Annotated in this window: 18 protein-coding genes; 13 read left to right on the plus strand and 5 right to left on the minus strand. The window is 60.5% G+C overall.

The window, feature by feature from the left end:
- From C0058_RS10170 to yghU, 3 genes are all read left to right on the plus strand, one after another.
- Entirely contained in the window at window positions 1-1,182 is a 1,182-nt protein-coding gene (locus C0058_RS10170) for an efflux RND transporter periplasmic adaptor subunit (RefSeq protein WP_003207891.1), read from the plus strand.
- Window positions 1,175-2,602: an efflux transporter outer membrane subunit gene (locus C0058_RS10175; RefSeq protein WP_003207893.1), complete on the plus strand. Its 1,428-nt coding sequence runs from the start codon at window positions 1,175-1,177 to the stop codon at window positions 2,600-2,602. The genes C0058_RS10170 and C0058_RS10175 overlap by 8 nt, the downstream gene beginning before the upstream one ends.
- A gap of 133 nt (window positions 2,603-2,735) precedes the next feature.
- The gene (yghU, locus tag C0058_RS10180) at window positions 2,736-3,569 is read left to right on the plus strand and encodes a glutathione-dependent disulfide-bond oxidoreductase (protein WP_102368478.1); all 834 of its coding nucleotides are present in this window, start codon (window positions 2,736-2,738) and stop codon (window positions 3,567-3,569) included.
- A gap of 101 nt (window positions 3,570-3,670) precedes the next feature.
- On the opposite strand, the gene C0058_RS10185 is transcribed toward yghU, so the two are convergent.
- The 3 genes from C0058_RS10185 to C0058_RS10195 form a co-directional block, all read right to left on the minus strand.
- Window positions 3,671-4,966 carry a cation:dicarboxylate symporter family transporter gene (locus tag C0058_RS10185; RefSeq protein WP_102368479.1) on the minus strand — a complete coding sequence of 432 codons (1,296 nt, stop codon included), beginning with the start codon at window positions 4,964-4,966 and terminating at the stop codon, window positions 3,671-3,673.
- 91 nt (window positions 4,967-5,057) lie between these two features.
- Window positions 5,058-6,266: a pyridoxal phosphate-dependent aminotransferase gene (locus C0058_RS10190; protein ID WP_102368480.1), complete on the minus strand. Its 1,209-nt coding sequence runs from the start codon at window positions 6,264-6,266 to the stop codon at window positions 5,058-5,060.
- A gap of 11 nt (window positions 6,267-6,277) precedes the next feature.
- The gene (locus C0058_RS10195; RefSeq protein WP_003207901.1) at window positions 6,278-6,943 is read right to left on the minus strand and encodes an RraA family protein; all 666 of its coding nucleotides are present in this window, start codon (window positions 6,941-6,943) and stop codon (window positions 6,278-6,280) included.
- A 117-nt stretch (window positions 6,944-7,060) separates the two neighbouring features.
- Here C0058_RS10195 and C0058_RS10200 point away from each other — a divergent pair, with 117 nt between their 5' ends.
- Entirely contained in the window at window positions 7,061-7,957 is an 897-nt protein-coding gene (locus C0058_RS10200; protein ID WP_008433274.1) for a LysR family transcriptional regulator, read from the plus strand.
- 51 nt (window positions 7,958-8,008) lie between these two features.
- Window positions 8,009-8,932, plus strand: coding sequence for a LysR family transcriptional regulator (locus C0058_RS10205; protein WP_003207904.1), 924 nt, complete (start codon window positions 8,009-8,011; stop codon window positions 8,930-8,932).
- Here the strand turns inward: C0058_RS10205 and C0058_RS10210 are convergent.
- On the minus strand, window positions 8,835-9,539 hold the full coding sequence (locus C0058_RS10210; protein ID WP_102368481.1) for a TetR/AcrR family transcriptional regulator: 705 nt from the start codon (window positions 9,537-9,539) through the stop codon (window positions 8,835-8,837). The genes C0058_RS10205 and C0058_RS10210 overlap by 98 nt on opposite strands.
- Before the next feature lie 124 nt (window positions 9,540-9,663).
- On the opposite strand from C0058_RS10210, the gene C0058_RS10215 reads away from it, so the two are divergent.
- From C0058_RS10215 to C0058_RS10230, 4 genes are all read left to right on the plus strand, one after another.
- A complete protein-coding gene (locus tag C0058_RS10215; RefSeq protein WP_003207907.1) occupies window positions 9,664-10,887 on the plus strand; it encodes an MFS transporter in 1,224 nt (407 codons plus the stop codon).
- 112 nt (window positions 10,888-10,999) lie between these two features.
- Entirely contained in the window at window positions 11,000-11,380 is a 381-nt protein-coding gene (locus C0058_RS10220) for a type 1 fimbrial protein (protein WP_003207908.1), read from the plus strand.
- A 22-nt stretch (window positions 11,381-11,402) separates the two neighbouring features.
- Entirely contained in the window at window positions 11,403-12,308 is a 906-nt protein-coding gene (locus C0058_RS10225; RefSeq protein ID WP_003207910.1) for a LysR family transcriptional regulator, read from the plus strand.
- Between the two features lie 116 nt (window positions 12,309-12,424).
- Window positions 12,425-13,417 carry an MBL fold metallo-hydrolase gene (locus C0058_RS10230; protein WP_102368482.1) on the plus strand — a complete coding sequence of 331 codons (993 nt, stop codon included), beginning with the start codon at window positions 12,425-12,427 and terminating at the stop codon, window positions 13,415-13,417.
- Between the two features lie 7 nt (window positions 13,418-13,424).
- Here C0058_RS10230 and C0058_RS10235 read toward each other — a convergent pair whose 3' ends face one another.
- Window positions 13,425-14,348 (minus strand): LysR substrate-binding domain-containing protein, encoded by a 924-nt coding sequence (locus tag C0058_RS10235; RefSeq protein ID WP_087692926.1) that lies wholly within the window; start codon window positions 14,346-14,348, stop codon window positions 13,425-13,427.
- A gap of 196 nt (window positions 14,349-14,544) precedes the next feature.
- Here C0058_RS10235 and C0058_RS10240 point away from each other — a divergent pair, with 196 nt between their 5' ends.
- The 4 genes from C0058_RS10240 to argH all read left to right on the plus strand — a co-directional run bounded on the left by C0058_RS10240 (window position 14,545) and on the right by argH (window position 19,490).
- Entirely contained in the window at window positions 14,545-15,465 is a 921-nt protein-coding gene (locus C0058_RS10240; protein WP_003207915.1) for an ABC transporter permease, read from the plus strand.
- Window positions 15,466-15,472: 7 nt separating this feature from the next.
- Window positions 15,473-16,336: an ABC transporter permease gene (locus tag C0058_RS10245; RefSeq protein WP_008433279.1), complete on the plus strand. Its 864-nt coding sequence runs from the start codon at window positions 15,473-15,475 to the stop codon at window positions 16,334-16,336.
- A gap of 62 nt (window positions 16,337-16,398) precedes the next feature.
- Entirely contained in the window at window positions 16,399-17,979 is a 1,581-nt protein-coding gene (locus C0058_RS10250; RefSeq protein WP_102368483.1) for an ABC transporter substrate-binding protein, read from the plus strand.
- A 5-nt stretch (window positions 17,980-17,984) separates the two neighbouring features.
- Window positions 17,985-19,490, plus strand: coding sequence for an argininosuccinate lyase (gene argH, locus C0058_RS10255; protein ID WP_023659030.1), 1,506 nt, complete (start codon window positions 17,985-17,987; stop codon window positions 19,488-19,490).
- Window positions 19,491-19,498: the final 8 nt, after the last annotated feature.

Below are 19,498 nucleotides of genomic sequence, written 5' to 3' on the forward strand. Positions count from 1 at the left end.
ATGTCTGCTTCCGTTTCCAATCCGGGTTCGCCCCGCCGTAAATCCCGTGGTCTGCTCTGGCTGGTGCTCGGGCTGGTGGTCCTGGTTGCCGTGGTGGTATTCGGCATCGGCGTGCGCGCCAGCGAATCCCATGACCTGAAAACCTGGACCGATGCCCAGGCGTTGCCCAGCGTGATCCTGATCACCCCGAGCGTTCAGCCCCAGGGTCCGATCCTGAACCTGCCGGGGCGTCTTGAGGCGTACTCCCGAGCGTCGATCTTTGCCCGGGTCAATGGCTACCTCAAGACCTGGAACGTCGACATCGGCGACCACGTGAAGGCCGGGCAACTGCTGGCCGAAATCGACACGCCGGAGCTCGATCAGCAACTGCTGCAAGCCAAGGCCGTGCTGGCTTCGGCCCAGGCCGACGAGTCGCTGGCACAGACCACCGCCAAGCGCTGGCAGGCGATGCTTTCGTCGGACTCGGTGTCGCGCCAGGACGTGGATGAGCGCACCGGCGACCTGACTGCCAAGCAGGCCAAAGTGGTCGCGGCCAGGGCCAACGTCGACCAGTTGGTTGCCACCAAGGGCTTCCAGCGCTTGACTGCGCCGTTCGCCGGCGTGGTCACTGCACGCTCCACCGATGTGGGGGCGTTGATCAGTGCCGGTGGTGCCACCGGCAAAGAGCTGTTCGCGGTCTCCGACGTCAGCCGCCTGCGGGTTTATGTGCAGGTGCCGCAGTCGTCGGCGCCGCAGATCCAGGTGGGTACCGTGGCACGTCTGAGCGTGCCGGAATATCGCGGTGAAACCTTCAACGCCAAGGTGATCGCCACCGCCGATGCGGTGAACGCCGCGTCCGGCAGCACCCTGGTGCAACTGTTGGTGGAGAACCCCGGCAGCCGCCTGCTGCCGGGCGGATACACCAGCGTGCAGTTCACCTTGCCGGTGCAGACCGACGTGCTGCGCCTGCCTGCCAGCGCCCTGGTGTTCGATGACAAGGGCATGCGCGTGGCCACCCTCGACGCGAATAATCATGTGCACTTCAAGACCGTGACCATCGCCCGGGACTTCGGTGACAGCGTGGAAATCGGCAGCGGCCTGGTCGCCACCGACCGCGTGATCGACACCCCGCCCGACGGCCTGGCCGACGACGATTCGGTGCAGCTGGCCGCCAATCCCGTGGAGGCCAAACCCCATGGCTAAGCGCACTTGCCTGGTATTAGTCGCGACCCTGGGCCTGGGCGCCTGCCATCTTGCGCCGCCGCTGGACGTGCCGGAGGTACCCATTGCCGCGCAGTTCCATACCCAGGGACCGTGGACCGTCGGCACGCCGAACGACCAAGCAAGTCGCGACGGTTGGTGGCACATCTACAAGGACCCGCAACTGGACGCGATGGAGCAGCAGTTGCTGCAAAGCAACCCGGACTTGAGCGCGGCACTGGCTCACTATTCCCAGGCCCAGGCGTTTTTGGCCCAGGCGCAATCCGGGCTGTTTCCAAAGCTGATCGGTTCCAGCAATGCCCAGCGCATTCGCCAGTCGGACACCCGCCCCCTGCGCTCTGCCAGCCCGCCGAATGTTTACGATTCCGGGACAGTGGGGGTCGAACTGGACTATGAAGTCGACCTCTGGGGCCGTGTGCGCGACACCGTTGCCGCCGGCACCAGCGACGCCCAGGCCGCCAAGGCCGACCTGGCCTCAGTGCGTCTGAGTTTGCAGGCGCAATTGGCCGACAGCTACATCCGCCTGCGTGGCATCGACCGGCAAGACCAGTTGCTGCAGGAAACCAGCGATGCCTATGCCAAGGCTTTGAGCCTGACCGAAGGCTTGCACGGCGGCGGTATCGTCTCCGGGCTGGACGTGGCGCGGGCGCGTACCCAACTGTCGACGGTCAAGTCGCAGCTGAGCCAGAATTTGGTGCAGCGTGCAGTGCTTGAACACTCGATAGCGGCGATGCTGGGTGAGTCCGCATCGACCTACGCGATTGCCCCAAGCGTCGCGGATATCGCCTTGCCCGGCGTGCCCACCGGTGTACCGTCTACGCTGTTGCAGCGTCGGCCGGACATCGCCGCTGCCGAGCGCCGGATTGCCTCGGCCAATGCACGCATAGGGGTGGCGAAAGCCGCCTGGTTCCCGGCCCTTACCCTGAGTGCCCAGGGTGGTTTCCAGAGTGATGAGTTCGCGCACTTGTTGAGCGCGCCCAACATTTTCTGGGCGATTGGCCCGTCGCTGGTGGGGACGATTTTTGACGGCGGCGCGCGCCAGGCCGGGGTGGACAGTGCCAAGGCGGCAACCGATGAAGCCGCGGCCAAGTATCGTGGTGTAGTGTTGACCGCGTTCGAGCAGGTGGAGAACAACCTCTCGATCATCTCCGGGCTCGACACCGCCCTGGTTGACCAGCGCGATGCGGCGGCAGCCGCGCAGTACGCCGAGGACTTGTCCCTGGCACGCTATCGCCAGGGTGGCGCGGCGTACCTGGACGTGGTGACGGCGCAGGTAGCGTCGTTGCAGGCACAGCGCACGGTGCTGGATCTGCAGACTCAACAGTTAAGCGCCAACGTAGGGCTGATCAAGGCACTGGGTGGCGGCTGGAATATGGCCCAACTGGCCCAAAAGAACCTGTAGGAGCGAGCGTGCTCGCGAAGGTCGTCGACCACAACGCGGGCATCCTGAAAGAACACGGCGCCCTCGAGTTTTTCGCGAGCAAGCTCGCTCCTGCCGTTAGTTGTTGTGAACATTGAATCCAAGGAGTAGTGGCATGACTGATTACGTACCGCCAAAAGTCTGGACCTGGAAGACCCAAAACGGCGGCACCTTCGCCAGCATCAACCGGCCCATTGCCGGCGCGACCCACGACAAGGAATTGCCGGTAGGCCGTCATCCGTTGCAGCTGTATTCGTTGGCAACGCCCAATGGCCAGAAGGTCACGATCCTGCTGGAAGAGCTGTTGGCCCTGGGTCACAAGGGGGCGGAATACGATGCGTGGTTGATCAGGATCGGTGACGGCGACCAGTTCGGCAGTGGCTTCGTCGGGGTCAATCCGAACTCGAAGATTCCCGCGCTGCTGGACCGCAGCGGGCCCAAGCCGATTCGGGTGTTCGAGTCGGGTGCGATCCTGCAGTACCTGGCCGAGAAGTTCGGCGCGTTCCTGCCCACCGAACCGGCGGCCCGTGCCGAATGCCTGTCGTGGTTGTTCTGGCAGATGGGCAGCGCGCCGTACCTGGGCGGTGGCTTCGGGCATTTCTATGCCTACGCGCCGACCAAGATCGAATACGCCATCGACCGCTTCGCCATGGAAACCAAGCGCCAACTGGACGTACTGGACAAGCAATTGGCCGAGCACGAATACATTGCCGGGGATGAGTACACCATCGCCGACATGGCGATCTGGCCGTGGTACGGCGGCCTGGTGAAAGGCCGCTTGTATGAGGCGGGGGAGTTTCTCTCGGTGCAGGATTACAAGCACGTCGTGCGCTGGGCCAATGCCATCGAAGCGCGGCCGGCGGTGCAGCGTGGGCGCCGGGTCAACCGCGTGTCGGGCGAGCCGTCAGAGCAACTGCGCGAGCGGCATGAGGCGTCGGACCTCGACTGACCCACCACACCCACCCTTGTGGCGAGGGAGCTTGCTCCCGCTGGGCTGCGCAGCAGCCCCAGAACCTGCGCCCACGTTCTACCTGAAAGAATGCGGGATGCTTATTGGGGCCGCTTCGCGGCCCAGCGGGAGCAAGCTCCCTCGCCACAGGTTTCTGCGGTGCTCTCACGCCTTTCCCACTTGGCAATCACCAGCGGTGCCAGGGCATTGCCCAGTACGTTCAACGCGGTGGTCGGCATTTCCATCAGGCGATACACCCCGGCGATGAAGGCGATGCCCTCCAACGGCAAGCCCGCACTCGCCAGGGTCGCCGACAGAATCACGAACATGAACCCCGGCACCCCGGCCGCGCCCTTGGATGTCAGCACCATGGTCACCACCAGCAGGGCCTGGTCGCCCAGGCTCAGGTCAATACCATACAACTGCGCCACAAACAGCGTGCCGATCCCCAGGAACAGCGACGCACCGTCCAGGTTGAACGAATACCCCACCGGCACCACAAAGCTCACCAGCGAAGGCGGCACGCCGTAGGTTTCGAGTTTCTTCATCAGTTGCGGCATCACCGCCGCCGAACTGGCGGTGGAGAACGCCAGGATCAGTTCGTCCTTGATATGTCGCATCAACGCAAACAGGTTGATCCCCCACAGCCGCGCCACCAGGTTGAGCACCACCAGCACGAAGAAAGCAATCGACACGTAGCTGACCATGATCAGCTTGGCCAACGGCAACAGCGAGCTGAACCCGAAGTTGGCCACGGTCACTGCGATCATCCCGAACACGCCGATGGGCGAATAGGCCATGATCATCGACGTGACCTTGAACATCGCCTCCGACACCCCGCGCAGCAGGGCAATCACCGGGTCTTTGCGCTCGGCGGGCAAGCGCGAAACCCCGAGGCCAAACATCACCGCGAAGAACAGCACCGACAGCAGGCTGCCCTGGGCCATGGCGTTGATGACGTTGTCCGGGATGATCCCGACAATGATCTGCCCCAGGCTGTGGCCGCCGCCGGCGCTGCTGGTGGGCAAGGTCACGGCACTCGCTTGCAGGCTGGCCAGTTCGGTACCGGCACCCGGCTTGAGCAGGTTGCCCATCACCAGCCCGACGATGATCGCCAGGGTGGTGATGCAGAAGAAATAGCCCAGGGACTTGGCCCCGATGCGTCCCAGGGATTTACCGTCACCGTGCCCGGCAATGCCCACCACCATGCAGGCAAACACGATGGGCACGACGATCATCTTCATCAGCTTGATAAAGATATCGCCCGCCGGTTGCAGCAGGTTGTCCACCAGCCACGGCCGGGATTCGGGAAAACGGTGCAGCAGGGCGCCGATGGCGATGCCGGCGAGCAAGCCGATCAGGATTTGCCAGACCAGCGCGATGCGGGGCTTGTGCATGGGAATGCCTCATTTATATCAATGATTATGAGTGTTGTTCTAGGCAGTCAATGAGCGGCCATCCCTGGCCGCCGGGTGGGGCGGGAATCCGTCAGCGCAATCGATGGCACGCTTCATTCAGGCGAAGGCAACCTTCTTCAATCACGTCAAGCGAGCTGGCGAAAGACAGGCGGATATACGGCGACATGCCGTACGCCGCGCCGCTTACGGTGGCCAGGCCGTGTTCCCGCAGCAGGTGCTCGGCCAGTTGGGTGTCACTGTCGATCCGCTCGCCCTGGGCGGTTGTCTTGCCCATCAGCCCGGCGACGTTGGCGAACACGTAGAACGCGCCATCCGGTGGCGTGAAGCTCACGCCGGGAATGTCTTCGAGCAGGCCCAGCATGCGTTCGCGGCGTTGCTGGTACACCTCGCGCATCCCGGCGATGGGCGCCTGGTCGCCGGCGAAGGCGGCAACTGCGGCAGCCTGGCTGAGGGAACTGGGGCAGGTGGTGGTTTGCGAAAGCAGCTTGGCAATGGCCGCGATCAGCCAGGCCGGGCCGGCACCGAAACCCAGGCGCCAGCCGGTCATGGCGTAGCCCTTGGAGGCGCCGTTGACGATCAGCGTGCGCGGCTTCAGGTCCGGTGCGAGTCGGGTCAGGGAAACGTGGCGGGCATCGTCGTAGACGAAGTGCTCGTAGATCTCGTCCGCCATGATCAGCACATGGGGATGGCGCCGCAGCACCGCGGCCAGGGCCAGCAGTTCGGCCTCGTTGTACACCGCGCCGCTGGGGTTGTTCGGGCTGTTGAGGATCACCCATTTGCTGCGCGGGGTGATCGCTTGTTCCAGGGCCTGGGGCGACAGTTTGAACCCCAGTGACTCGTCGCCGGGAATGATCACGGGCGTCGCGTCATTCAGCCGTGCGATGTCCGGGTACGACACCCAATACGGCGTGTGCACGATGACTTCGTCGCCGCGATTCAGGGTCGCCGCCAGGGCGTGATAAATGATGTGCTTGCCACCGCACCCGGCGATCACTTCGTCCAGCCCATAGTCCAGCTGGTTGTCGCGCTTGAGCTTGAGGCAGATCGCCTGGCGCAGGGCGAGGGTGCCGCTGGTGGCGGTGTAGTGGGTGTCGCCACCGTGCATCGCGGCGCTGGCTGCTTCGAGGATATGCGCGGGTGTATCGAAATCCGGCTCGCCCACGGTGAAGTTGACGATGTCCCGGCCCTGGGCGCGCAGTTCACTGACCAGTGCATTGGCGGCGATGCTCGGGGAGGGCGCGATGCCCAGCACCCGGTCGGACAGAAAGGCAGTGCTCATGATGACTCCCCTCAGCCTGCCAGGCCGGCCTGTTGCAACACCTTGTCGATCCAGCTCTGGCGCACTGCACCGCTGGCGATTTCGGCTTTGACTTGCTCTTCATGGGCCGCGTGTTGCGCGGCCTTGCGCAGCACTTCGGCGGCGTCGGCCTGGGAGAAGGCGACCAGGCCATCTTCGTCACCCACCAGCACATCCCCCGGGTTGATCAGCATGCCGCCGATGGACACCGGCACATTCACCTCGCCCGGGCCGGTCTTGTAGGGGCCGCAATGCACCACGCTGCGGGCGTAGCAAGGGGTGTCTTCGAAGCTCGCGACATCGCGAATCGCCCCGTCAATCACAAACCCCACGCAGCCGCGTTGCTGGGCGTAGAGCTTGACCAGTTCGCCGATCACCGCGTTGTTGGTGTCGCCCTGGGCGTCCACCACCAGCACGTGGCCGGGCTCCAGCATGCTCAAGGCCTTGTAGATCAGCAGGTTGTCGCCGGGGCGGGTTTTCACCGTGAGCGCGGTGCCCACCAGCTTGCCGGTGCGGTTGTAGCGGTTCAGCCCACGGGCGCCGATGTGCCGGCCGAGGTTGTCGCTGATGTGCGGGGTGACCACGTGAGTGAAGGCTTCAAGCACTTCGGCGCAAGCCAGAGGTGGGTTGGGGAGGATGCGGGAACCGGGCAAGGACATGGCTGTAACTCCGATTGATCTTATGGGTCTGTGGCTAGATCTTAGGAGTGATGAACATACAGTTTTAGCGATATTTTATTATCTGATAGGATCGCTTTTTCTCATGGGAGATAGCCGATGATCACGTTCAAGCAAATCGACGCGTTGTACTGGATTGCCGAGCTGGGCAGTTTCGAGGCGGCGGCGAACAAGCTGAACATGTCGCAGTCGGCGATTTCCAAGCGCATCCAGGAGTTGGAAGAAACCTTCGATGTGGAGATTTTCGACCGCAGCAAACGCAATGCGCGGTTGACGGAAAAGGGCGCCGAGTTGCTCGACTACGCCAAGGACCTGCTGGAGCGTCGCGACTACATGCTGGAGCGGGTCAGCACCCGTGAAGTGCTGGTGCGCAGGTTTCGCCTGGGGGTGACGGAATTGACGGCTTTCACCTGGTTGCCGGCGCTGGTGGAGGCGTTGCGCGAGGCCTATCCCAAGGTGCAGATCGAGCCGTCGGTGGAGTTGAGCAGTGAGCTGTTTCGCAAGCTGGAGAGTGATGAGCTGGACCTGGTGATCGTGCCTGATGCCTACAGTGATTCGCGCTTCCTGAGTACGCCGCTGGGCAGTGTGGAAAACGCCTGGATGTGCGCACCGGGGTTGGTCAGCGAGGCTGATCCGGTGGGGCTTGAGGCATTGGCCGGGTATACGGTGTTGACCCAGGGGTCGCACTCGGGGACGGGGCTGATTTATGAGCGCTGGTTGGCAGCGCATGCTGTGCAGATGCCGCGCAAGTTGACCAGTCATAACCTGTTGGTGCAGGTCGGGCTGGCGCTGTCGGGGGTGGGGGTGAGTTATTTGCCCAAGGGGTGTTTGTCGCATTTGATCGAGCGCGGGGAGCTGCGCGCGCTGGTGACGGAACCGGCGCTACCGAGGGTTGGGTATGTGGCGTTGCATCGCGGGGATCGGCAGTTTGGCTTGAACCAGAATGTGGCGCAGTTGGCGGTGCAGTGTTGTGATTTTTCGCGGTTGTTGTTTTAGTTTTTCGAAGCAGTGAGCGAGTCCTTAAAGACCTACCCGGTGTAATCCATCATGAAACGCCATTTCGAAGATTTGCAGCTGGGCAGCATCGAGCTGTTCTGCCTGGCCGCCGAGGCCAGCAGCTTTACCGCCGCCGCCCAGGTGGCAGGCGTGACCCCGGCGGCGGTGAGCCGCAGCATCTCGCGGTTGGAAGAGCGCCTGGGCTCCCGGCTGTTTGTGCGCACCACCCGCAGCATCCGCCTGACCGATGGCGGCCGGACATTTTTCGAGCAATGCCGCCAGGCGCTGACGCAACTGGTGGAAGCCCAGCAGGAAATGATGGGCGCGCAATCGGTGCCGTCCGGGCTGTTGCGCATCAGCATCCCGACCACCTACGGCCATCACCGGATCCTGCCGCTGCTGCCGAAATTCCGTGCGCTGTACCCGCAAGTCAGCGTGGATATCCACATCAGCAACCGCAACATCGATTTCGTCGCCGAAGGCTATGACCTGGCCATTCGCGTGCGGGCCCAGCCGGACTCGACGCTGATTGCGCGGTTGCTGGAAGACGCCAGGCTGGTGGTGGTCGCGACGCCGTCATACCTGAAGCGTGCCGGCACGCCCCATGCCCTGGAGGATTTGCCGAACCATGAGTGCATCCAGTACGAATTGCCGAGCAACGGGCGGCGCATTTCCTGGCTGTTCCAGGTGGACGGCAAGGAGCGGGAGTTTGCCGGGGAAGCAGGCTACAGCTGCTCTGACGATGTGCTGGGTGGCGTAACCCTGGCCAAGCACGGCGCGGGGTTATTCCAGACCTACAAGTTCATCGTCGAGGAGGAGTTGGCCAACGGCAGCCTGGTAGAGGTCTTACAGCCTTACGGCGGGCGATCACGGCCGTTTACCTTGCTGTATCCCCACGGCCGCTATGTGCCCCATCGGGTGCGGGCGTTTGTGGATTTTCTGCTGGAGCATCGCGCCGAATGGGCGGCGCTGTAGCGGCGGATAAGTCCCAGGTCAGCATCAGTTGGCCAATGGCAGTATCGATGGCATCAGCGTCGACGCCATCCCGGGCCAGGATCGACACGCCTTGCAGAAAACTGTCGTAGACCGTGGCCATGGCACGGGCGTTGGTCTCGGAGGGTAACTGGCCCGCCCGGATGCCGCGCTCGACACAATGCACGATGCCCGCCCGTGTGCGCTCTCGCGAATGGGTCAGCCCATGGGTGACTTGTGCGTTCTCGGGGGAGGGCGCGCTCATCACGCCCAGGGCTACCATGCAGCCTTTGGGATGCCCCTCTTCACACTGCATGCGTGCCGATTGGCGCAACGCCGTCTCGATGGCCTGGCGCGGTGGCAGGCTGTCATCCCACAGGCATTCGGTGACCTGGGCGAACGTCGCCAGATAACGCTGCACGCACTCCTGGAACAGCGCGTCCTTGGAGCCGAACGCCGCGTAGAAACTCGGCGCGGAGATGCCGCCGCCCAATCCGGCTTTCAACTGGCTCAGGGACGTCGCGTCGTAACCGTGCTGCCAGAACAGGTGCATGGCCTGTTCCACGGCCTGGTCGCGGTCGAAGGTGCGGGGGCGGCCCATCTGTGCCATGTGGAAATCCTCTCGGGTGATGAGATAAATACTAGTCGATACATAAGTCGTTGACAACGCTGCGTGGGGCGCCCAACATTTATATCGATCGGTATTTAAATCCTCTCGCTCAAGGAGTTTCCCTGTGACCCCCTCAACCACCTTATCGGCAGACGCCGTTCCCGACCGCTTGCCCGTCGGCGCCTTGCTCGCCCTGGCCATGACCGGTTTCATCTGCATCGTCACCGAAACCCTGCCGGCGGGCCTGTTGCCGCTGATCAGCGATGGGCTGGGAGTTTCAGCGTCCATGGCCGGGCAGATGGTCACCGCGTATGCGCTGGGCTCGGTGCTGGCGGTGATCCCGCTGACCATCGCGACTCGCGGCTGGCGTAGACGCAATGTGCTGCTGCTGACCATCGTCGGTTTTCTGCTGTTCAACTCCATCACGGCGCTGTCCTCCCACTACGGGCTGACGTTGCTGGCGCGGTTCCTCGCCGGGATGGCGGCGGGGCTGGCCTGGAGTTTGTTGGCCGGCTATGCGCGGCGCATGGTTGAGCCTCATCAGCAGGGCAAGGCGTTGGCGCTGGCCATGGTAGGAACGCCGATTGCCCTGTCACTCGGCGTACCGCTGGGCACCTGGCTGGGTGGGCTGGTGGGCTGGCGCACCACGTTCGGGATCATGTCGGCACTGACCCTGGTGCTGATTGTCTGGGTGCTGGTGAAAGTGCCTGATTACCCCGGCCAGTCGGCCCATCAGCGCATGCCGTTGCGCAAGGTGCTGACCACTCCGGGTGTGCGACCAGTGCTGGCGGTGGTGATCTCATGGATGCTCGCCCACAACATTCTCTATACCTACATCGCGCCGTTTGTGGCCCCGGCGGGCTTGGTGGACCGTGTGGATCTGGTGTTGTTGGTGTTTGGTATAGCGGCGCTGCTCGGGATTTGGGTGACTGCCCGGTTGGTGGATGTGGCGTTGCGCAAGACGGTGCTGGTCAGCCTGGCGGGCTTTGCGGCGACGTGCCTGGCGTTCGGTTTTCTCGCGCAAGTGCCGGGCGTTATTTACCTCGGCGTGGCGGTCTGGGGCTTGAGTTTTGGCGGCGCTGCGACGTTGCTGCAAACCGCACTGGCGGATGCGGCAGGCGATGGAGCGGACGTGGCACTGTCGCTGAACGTGGTGGCCTGGAACAGCGCGATTGCCGGAAGCGGCGTGGTGGGTGGCGTGTTGCTGGATACCTGGGGCGTGGCGTCTTTCCCATGGGCAATGTTGGTGTTGCTGGCGGTGGGCTTCGCGATTGTGTGGTGCGCGCGACTCCATGGCTTCAAGCCGGGGCACCGGGCCCACGGTAAACCTGTGGTTGGCGGGCACTGATATTTCCAAAGTCTTTGGAAAAACCGCTTCTAACATCAGACAAATCTTAAAATATCCTGCTGCTCGGCCGATATCCCGGGGCATAGGCTTTATCACCCCCGGGAGTATCGGCATGCGCATCAAGAGAATGTCTGCAATCCATGTTGGCCTGTTGTTCAGCCTGTCCGGTGCCTGCATGGCCGCGAGCCCGGTGGGGCAGGGAGTCATCTCGTTTCACGGCAGCATCGTCGAAGCGTCTTGCACACCGCTCGCCGTGGCCAACGGGATGAAACTCAACAATTGCCCTACGTCCGCACGCGGCAGCGCCATCAGCGTGCGCAGTGTGCAACCGGTGGGCTCGGTCACGGCCCTCGACCACAGCGCCGTGAACGTGAAGCTGGTCGCCGACAGTGGCCGGGGAGACCGCTATTACCAGCAGCAATATGCGTTGGTGGATGGCCAAGGGAGGCCTGTGACGTCGGGGCAGTATCTGATTACATTAACGTCACCTTGAGAGATGGCAGTGGATCAACCCGATGAACCTGACTGGACACAACCTCGCGCTCCTGACTTCCCTCAGCGTCTTGCTTGAGGAGAGGAACGTCACGCGGGCGGCGGCGAAGCTCAACCTGACGCAGTCGGCGTTATCCGCGCAGTTGTCGCGGTTGCGTGACCTGTTCGGCGACCCTTTATTGATGCCTGCTCAGTCCGGAAAAGGCATGGTGCTGACAGCACGTGCCGAACATTTGCGTCAGCCGTTGCGCCAGGCGTTGCAGGTACTGGGGACGGTGGTCGGTGACCTTCCATGCTTTGATCCTGCCAAGTCGGACCGGACCTTTGTGATTGGCGCGAACGATAACGCCGCTGCGATCGTCGCGCCCCGGCTGGTGCAGCTTGTGCAGGCTGCGAGTCCTGGGGGCATCCGGGTTTCGATACGTGCGATCGACCAGGTGTTGCTTGGCGATCAGTTGGAAAGCGGCGAGATTGACGTCGCGCTGGTATCACACAGCCGTATCGGGAACCTGTCGCACGAGTTGCTGCTGCAGGAAGAATTCAAGATGGCCCAGCGCGCCGATCACCCTCGCGGATCCGCGCCACCAACGCTGGAGGAATACCTGGGCCTGGAGCATGTGGTGGTGTCGGGTGCCGTGAACAGCTTTCACGGTTTTATTGATGATGTGCTCGCGCAGAAGGGGCGTGCGCGCCGTGTCGCGGTGTCGGTGCCTTACTACAGCATCGTTCCATTGCTGCTGCAGAACAGCGACTGTGTAAGTGTGCTTCCGTCCCGTTTCCTGAGCCGTTATGAGCGCTCGCTGGCGGCCCTTGCTCTGCCCCTCGAGGTGCGCGACTTCAGTTTGTTCTCTGCCTGGCATCCACGGTTCGACAAGGACCTGGCACATCTCTGGTTGCGCGAACAACTCAAGCTCTGCGTGCTTTCCTGACGACATCAGGCCCTGGCAGGTATCTACGCCACACATACCTGGCATGCGGAGTTTCGATTTCAACTATAAAAAACGCTTGAATAGGATGCCGCCGATTCCAACTGGAGAGCTGCACCATGACCAAGCTGACATTTACCCGCGTGTTGAATTACACGGCCCTTGCTGCTGCTCTGGCACTGGGAGCCATCGCGGCACCGGCGGTGGCAGTTGCCGCCGCGCCCCAAGTCAAAACCCAGGCCCCTGGTTACTATCGCACGATGCTTGGAGATTTCGAGGTCACCGCGCTGAGTGACGGCACCATCGATGCACCGTTCGACAAATTGCTGAATGAGCCGGCTGTCAAGACCACTACCGCACTGCGCAAGGCGTTCCTCGGGGTGCCCACCGAGACCTCGACGAACGCGTATCTCGTCAATACCGGCACTCGGCTCATCCTGATCGATACCGGCGCTGGTGCGCTCTTCGGGCCGACCCTGGGCAAGCTCGCGGCCAACCTGCAGGCAGCCGGCTACAAGCCGGAGCAGGTCGATGACATCCTTCTCACGCACATGCACCCGGACCACGTGGGTGGGCTGGTTGCCGAAGGGGTGATGGTGTTTCCGAACGCCACGGTACACGCCGACAAGCGTGACGCCGATTACTGGCTCTCGCCGGCGAGGCTGGAGCCTGCCTCGGCCGACGCCAACAGCTTCGTACCCGAGTTCGCGAAGGGTGCAATGGCTTCCTTGAACCCGTATATCGCGCTTGGAAAGTTCCAGCCTTTCCAGGGCAGCGGGGAGATCCTGCCGGGGTTCAAGGCGCTGTCCAGCTATGGCCATACCCTGGGGCACACCAGCTACCTGGTTGAGAGCAAAGGCCAGAAGATGATTGTCGCCGGTGATCTGATCCACGCCGGTGCCGTGCAGTTTGCCGACCCGTCGGTGACTATCGAGTTTGATACGGACAAGAAAGCCGCCACCACTGCCCGCGAGACCGTGTTCAGCCTGGCTGCGAAAGAGGGCGCGCTGGTCGGCGCGGCGCACCTCTCGTTTCCCGGCCTGGGGCATTTGCGTGGTCAGGGCGCCGCGTGGCAATGGGTGCCGCTGAATTACTCAACCGAACTGAAGTGACTCGCGATTAGTACGCTTCACGGGGAATCATGGAAATAAACTCCGACCTGAAGATACCTTCCATGACCTGCATGAAATCCGAGGCGAGCTTGGAGCGCTGCTGGTGACCCGGAAATACCATCGAAACCTCGAAGGGTATGTCCTGGTCCAGCGGTCTGAACGTAAGGCCCGGGTATTTCGAGTAGGAGGCGGTGAATGGATCACACACGGTGATGCCGAGCCCCCCGGACACCATTCCGCAGGCGGAGTGCGCGGCGGTGGTTTCAACGCTGGAGACGCCTGCAACACCCCGAGCCTCCATGGCTGATGTGATGCGTCGCTGCAAAGGATTGTTGGCGTTCAGGGTAATCAGGCGTCGCCCGTGCAAATCCTCCAGGGTCACCACGTCTTTGGTGGCCAACATATCGTTGGCCGGCATCACGCACACCGCGCTGATGGGTGGCAGGTTGATCACCTGGATCCCGGGATATTCCCCTGAAGGAATCTGCACAAAACCAATATCGATCTGGTTGGCAGACGTCAGTTCCAGGATGCCCACCGAGTTGCGCACATCCAACGAGGTTCTGACCTCGGGGTGCTTTCGCGCGAATCGGCATACCCCCTCAGCCACCACACTGAGCCCCAGCGTGCTCATTGAACTGATCCTCAATGTGCCGGTGCGCAGCGTCACAAGGTCCTCTGCAACCCGCTCGATGCGTTCTATGCCTTGATAAAACTTGTCCACCTCCGCGTACAACACCTGTGCTTCCGCCCCGGGAATGAGGCGATTGCCTTCACGGCGAAACAGTCGAAGGGAAAGGACAATTTCGAGGTCGCGGATGAGCCGGCTGATGGCCGGTTGACTGACCTGAAGTGCCTCGGCGGCGATAGTCATGCTTCCGGTGAGCATGACCGCCCTGAAAGCTTCCAATTGGCGAGGATTGAGTTTCATTGTGGCTCTCGATCGAATGTTGGAGGGCGCATTTTTGCGAGCGTATAACATTTTGTTATGTGCGTCCAACCTGTTACCGGTTTGCTATAAGCATGTAACGGCGCGATGATTTAGTTGCGTGGTTTTACCAAAGAAAAGCCGTTCCCGTTATTAATATCGGGTGCCGCTTAAGTAAAAATAAAAAAGAGGATAGCGCGTGCTGAATTATACCGTCCGCAGGTTGTTACTTCTGCTTCCGATGCTGCTGGGAGTCTCCATTGTGGTCTTCCTGGTCATGCACTTTATTCCGGGAGATCCTGCGCAGCTGGCAGCAGGTCCGGATGCAACAGCGGAAGATGTTGCGCAAATAAGGCAAAACTACGGATTGGATAAGCCGCTAATCAATCAATACCTTATTTATGTCAGGAAAGTTGTCGTGGGTGATTTTGGCGAGTCATTCCAGACATTCACGCCCGTGCTCGAAGGTATAGCCAGAACTCTTCCCGCCACGATTGAACTGACCGCTGCCGGAATGTTGCTTGCCGTCATCATTGGCGTTCCCCTCGGTATTGCGGCCGCTTTGAAGCCCAGAGGCTTCCTTGATAGTTCGCTGACCACCGTTGCAGTTCTGGGCATATCAATGCCTGGCTTCTTTCTGGGACTGATATTGATGCTGATCTTTTCAGCCAACCTCGGATGGTTGCCGCCGACCGGCAGAGGCGGGCTGCAACACCTGATATTACCGGCCTTGACACTTGGTTTGCCGTATGTTGCAACTTTTTCACGGCTGGCCCGATCCACCATGATGGATGTGCTGAGGGAAGATTATATTCGTACTGCCTATGCGAAAGGTGTACCGAGTTACAAGGTAGTACTCAAGCATGCACTTTCCAATGCGGCCATTCCATTGGTGACAGTATTCGGTATGGACTTCGGCCGGTTACTGGGTGGCGCGGTTATTGTCGAGACAGTATTTGCCTGGCCGGGAATGGGGCGGCTCTTGATTGATGCAATCATGGCTCGGGATATTTATGTCGTCCAAGGCACAGTTCTTGTGTTTGCCGCGGTGGTGGTAATTATCAACTTAATGGTGGATTTGGTTTATGGCGTCCTCGACCCTCGCGTCACTTACAACTGAGGCCGATATGAAACTTCCGAAAAAATATCGGTTGGGCTTTGTCAGTTTCCTTATTTCCAATAAGCGCTGGTTCGCGTTTGCTTCATTGATCGTGATCCTGGTGATGGTTGCTGCGGCGATAGCTGCCCCTTTGTTGTTTGATTGGGATTCGGTCACCAAGATCAACTTATCAACGTCCCTTGTCGAGCCCGGTGCAAGTTCCTGGCTCGGCACGGACCAATTGGGCCGTGACTTGTTGGGTCGAGTCGTGTGGGGGGCACGAATTACGCTCACCGTCGCAGTTTCAAGTGTCAGCATTGCGATGGTCATTGGCATCGCTTTAGGTGCGGCGTGTGGCTATTACAACGGCGCCATCGCCGGGGTGGTGATGCGGGTCATGGACTCGATGATTGCATTTCCCCGGACACTGGTTGCCATTCTGGTCATCACGGTGGCGGGCAACAGCATAGTAAGCCTGACACTGGCCATCGCCATTTCAACGATCCCGATTTACGTGCGTTTCTTTGCCGGGCCGGTCATGGCATTGAGAAACCGCGAGTTTGTATTGGCCTCCAAGTCGATTGGCGTCAGCGATCTGCGGCTGCTGCTGATACATATCCTGCCGAATATCGGTTCGCTGGTCATTATCCAGGCCACCGTCTCGCTGGCTGAAGCAATCCTCATTGGTTCCGGGCTCAGCTTTCTGGGGCTTGGCCCGCCGCCGCCCACCCCGGAGTGGGGCTCGATGATTGCCGAGTCGCGGCCGTTATTGACCACCCATCCCTACGTATTGATTGCGCCCGGATTTGCACTGGTTTTGACCATATTGAGTTTCAACATTGTGGGGGATGCGTTGCGAGACTATATCGACCCGAAATCACGTAACGCATAAATGAGTTCGGCGCGGTTAAACACGCCCTGTGTGTCCACCAGAATTATCAAGCGAGAAAGATTATGCGGCGTCTGAATTGCCTGGAAGTATTGATACGGAGTTTCGCTGTTGTCGGCATCCTTGGACTGTCGGCGGGCCTATCGTTTGTTGCCAACGCCAAAGACCTGAAGAAGCTGACATTCGTTCAAGGCGCTGATATCGATACCCTGGACCCAGCGATTTCGCGCAGTGTGCCTTCCTATAACGTGATTAATCACCTGTTTAATCGGTTGGTCGCATGGGACGGTCACGGGCATAACACGTTTGTAGCTGATTTGGCGCAGTCATGGTCAAGGTCCGAGGATGGACGGCAATGGATTTTTATCCTGAAACCGGGAATTACCTTTCATGACGGCACGGCGTTTGATGCTGCAGCGGTGAAGTTTAACCTGGACCGAATCATGAACCCCAAGCTCGGTTCTCCGCACCGGTCCTACTATGCGGATATAGCTTCGGTGGATGCGCTAGCGCCGAATGAGTTACGCATCACCACAAAAAATCCGTCACCCACAATGTTGGAGTTACTGGCAAAAGAATCTTCGTCAATCAGCAGTCCGGCCGCTGTCGTTAAATATGGACGGGCTTATGGGCACCATCCCGTCGGTACCGGGCCCTACGTATTTGATAGTTGGATACCCAACGACCAGGCCGTTATTCATAAGAACAACGCTTTTTATGGAACAACGGCAAAACCGGAAACCATCGTGTTCCGTCCGGTCAGGGAAGATTCTTCCCGAGTCATAGAGCTGCGAACGAACAATGCGGATATCGCGGCAAATTTATCGCCCGAGGCGGCTATTGAATTAAAGGAACTGAATAAATCCACCTTGCTGCGGGTACCCAGCACATTCCAGGTGTTCTTTGAAATGAACTTGACCAAACCGCCCTTTGATGACCCGCGCATACGGAGGGCGGTGAGTATGGCGATTGATCGCCAGGCATTGGTCGACAAAGTGTTGTTGGGATATGGAAAAGCACCCACTGGCCCATTTCCGGAGGGTACGCAAGCCCGACGTGAATTCCCTCCGGTGAAGTACGACCCTGATGCGGCAAGAAAAATAATTAACGAGGTATATCCAGGCGGTTATCCAGGCACCGTAGTTATATGGACCCCGGCGGGACGCTATACCAAAGATCGCCAGGTCTCGGAAGTTGTCCAAGGCTATCTTAACGCCGTGGGGCTGAAGACCGAGTTTAAGGTATGGGAATGGGCAACGTATCAAAAGAACTTGTATCGCCCCGAGCCGGGCAAGGGCACGGGCAAAGGTAGCAATGACGCAAACATGTGGTTACTGGGAACGGGCATATCTGACGCGGATATTCGTTTGCGTCGAAAGTTGTCCAGCGGCGACCCGCAGAATCTCACGGGTTACAGCAACCCTCAGGTAGACAAATTACTTCAGTTGGCCTCGCGTGAACTGGATGAAAAAACACGCATGTCCTATTACGGCCAGATTCAGCAGATTCTATGGGAACAAGACCCGGACAATCTGCCGCTGTTTGACCAGGAGCAAATAATTGGTGTGCGTAAAGCGTTGAATGGCCTGGATGTCGATTATGAAGGGACCATCGATTTGACGAATGTAGAACTTATTGAGCGGTGATTTAAATGTCGAATTTACATGCCAACGAAACACTGTTAACCGACGCTCGCCTGAGTGCTCCTCCCGCTGAACGCATGGTCAAGTACCATGATATTCCGGCACTTGAGACCGAGAAACGTCAGTTTCACGAGTTTGTCGAAGTGGACCTGGCGCACACCGTGATGCTGGTTGAACAGCAGATTCTTTCTGTGTCGGTCGGGCAAGCCATCCTCGCGGAGCTGCGGTTGATTCGGGACATGGTTCCCGCCGACTTCCCGTTTGATGTAAAGAAAGGCAGCTTCCTGCTTCAGGTTGAATCGTACCTTTTCTCCCGGATCGGCGAAGACTCGGCCGGGCAGATGCACACCGGCCGCAGCCGGATAGACCAAGGGGCAACGGTACGCCGCCTGTACGACCGCAAGCGCATCCTGGCGGTGCTGGACCGTATCAATGAGTTCCAGGTGGCGTTGATTCAGAAGGCCTCCACGCATTCGGGCACCATCATGCCCGGCTACACCCATATGCAGCATGCCCAGCCCTGGGTGTTCGGCCACTACCTTTTGAGTTTTACGTCGAGGCTGCACGACAGCTTCAGCCGCTTGATGCACGCTTACACCCGGGTCAATCGCAACCCCCTTGGTGCCGTCGGCCTGGCCGGCACGTCCTGGCCGCTGGACCGTGGGCGCACCACGCACCTGTTGGGGTTCGACAGCCTGGTAGAAAACTCCAAGCTGGGCCGCGAAGCATGGTACGCAGCAGAGACGATTGGCGCATTGTCCTTTGTCATGGCCGACCTGAACGACCTGGCAACCGACCTGCATATCTGGTCGAGCGTCGAATTTGGAACGGTGGAAAGCCACGACGGCTATTGCGGCACCAGCAGTATTTTCCCGCAGAAGAAAAACCCCAGCGGCTTGGAAACCATCAAGAAAGCTGCAGGTGGATCGGTGACCTGGCTCAGCACGGCCCTGGCCACTTTCCGGTCCGAAGGCACCGGCGACCAGGCGATGCGCGACCTGCCGTTGATCCATGATGCGCTGGCCACCACCGAAGGCATGCTGGACCTGTTTACCGGCATCATTGAAACCCTGGTGGTGCATGAGGACCGGATGACAGCCCTGCTCTCCGGGAGTTGGTGCACCGCCAGCAACCTCGCCGATGTGATCGTTCGGGACCGGGGCATCTCTTTCCGCCAGGTCCACCACATCGTGGCCCGCCTGGTGCGTAACTGCCTGTACGAGGGCGTGGCTCCTGCCGGGGTGACCGGCGCCGCACTGGATCAAGCCAGCGTGGAAACTGTCGGCTCAACCCTGGGCTACTCGGATGCCCAGGTCCGCGATGCTTTGAACCCGCGCCGTTTTGTCGAGACCCGCACTTCCGCGGGCGGCGTCGGCCCGGACGAGGTCCGGCGATTATTGTCGATCGCCCAGAACGAGCTGGAGCAGGACCGTGAGTGGGTTGCGCAGAGCCGGCGCAAGGTCGATCAATCCCGTGCCGACCTTGACGCGGCCATCTCGGCGATCGTCGATTAAAGGAGCGC

The sequence above is a fragment of the Pseudomonas sp. NC02 genome (assembly GCF_002874965.1).
Taxonomy (GTDB): Bacteria; Pseudomonadota; Gammaproteobacteria; order Pseudomonadales; family Pseudomonadaceae; genus Aquipseudomonas.

What these genes read in the sequence shown, in the direction of transcription:
- C0058_RS10190 (WP_102368480.1), bottom strand. Translation starts at nt 6,266, where the DNA reads ATGAGCACTGCCTTTCTGTCCGACCGGGTGCTGGGCATCGCGCCCTCC.
- C0058_RS10245 (WP_008433279.1), top strand. Translation starts at nt 15,473, where the DNA reads ATGAAACTTCCGAAAAAATATCGGTTGGGCTTTGTCAGTTTCCTTATT.
- C0058_RS10230 (WP_102368482.1), top strand. Translation starts at nt 12,425, where the DNA reads ATGACCAAGCTGACATTTACCCGCGTGTTGAATTACACGGCCCTTGCT.
- C0058_RS10185 (WP_102368479.1), bottom strand. Translation starts at nt 4,966, where the DNA reads ATGCACAAGCCCCGCATCGCGCTGGTCTGGCAAATCCTGATCGGCTTG.
- C0058_RS10205 (WP_003207904.1), top strand. Translation starts at nt 8,009, where the DNA reads ATGAAACGCCATTTCGAAGATTTGCAGCTGGGCAGCATCGAGCTGTTC.
- C0058_RS10235 (WP_087692926.1), bottom strand. Translation starts at nt 14,348, where the DNA reads ATGAAACTCAATCCTCGCCAATTGGAAGCTTTCAGGGCGGTCATGCTC.
- C0058_RS10220 (WP_003207908.1), top strand. Translation starts at nt 11,000, where the DNA reads ATGCGCATCAAGAGAATGTCTGCAATCCATGTTGGCCTGTTGTTCAGC.
- C0058_RS10195 (WP_003207901.1), bottom strand. Translation starts at nt 6,943, where the DNA reads ATGTCCTTGCCCGGTTCCCGCATCCTCCCCAACCCACCTCTGGCTTGC.
- argH (WP_023659030.1), top strand. Translation starts at nt 17,985, where the DNA reads ATGTCGAATTTACATGCCAACGAAACACTGTTAACCGACGCTCGCCTG.
- C0058_RS10170 (WP_003207891.1), top strand. Translation starts at nt 1, where the DNA reads ATGTCTGCTTCCGTTTCCAATCCGGGTTCGCCCCGCCGTAAATCCCGT.
- C0058_RS10210 (WP_102368481.1), bottom strand. Translation starts at nt 9,539, where the DNA reads ATGGCACAGATGGGCCGCCCCCGCACCTTCGACCGCGACCAGGCCGTG.
- yghU (WP_102368478.1), top strand. Translation starts at nt 2,736, where the DNA reads ATGACTGATTACGTACCGCCAAAAGTCTGGACCTGGAAGACCCAAAAC.
- C0058_RS10225 (WP_003207910.1), top strand. Translation starts at nt 11,403, where the DNA reads ATGAACCTGACTGGACACAACCTCGCGCTCCTGACTTCCCTCAGCGTC.
- C0058_RS10250 (WP_102368483.1), top strand. Translation starts at nt 16,399, where the DNA reads ATGCGGCGTCTGAATTGCCTGGAAGTATTGATACGGAGTTTCGCTGTT.
- C0058_RS10175 (WP_003207893.1), top strand. Translation starts at nt 1,175, where the DNA reads ATGGCTAAGCGCACTTGCCTGGTATTAGTCGCGACCCTGGGCCTGGGC.
- C0058_RS10200 (WP_008433274.1), top strand. Translation starts at nt 7,061, where the DNA reads ATGATCACGTTCAAGCAAATCGACGCGTTGTACTGGATTGCCGAGCTG.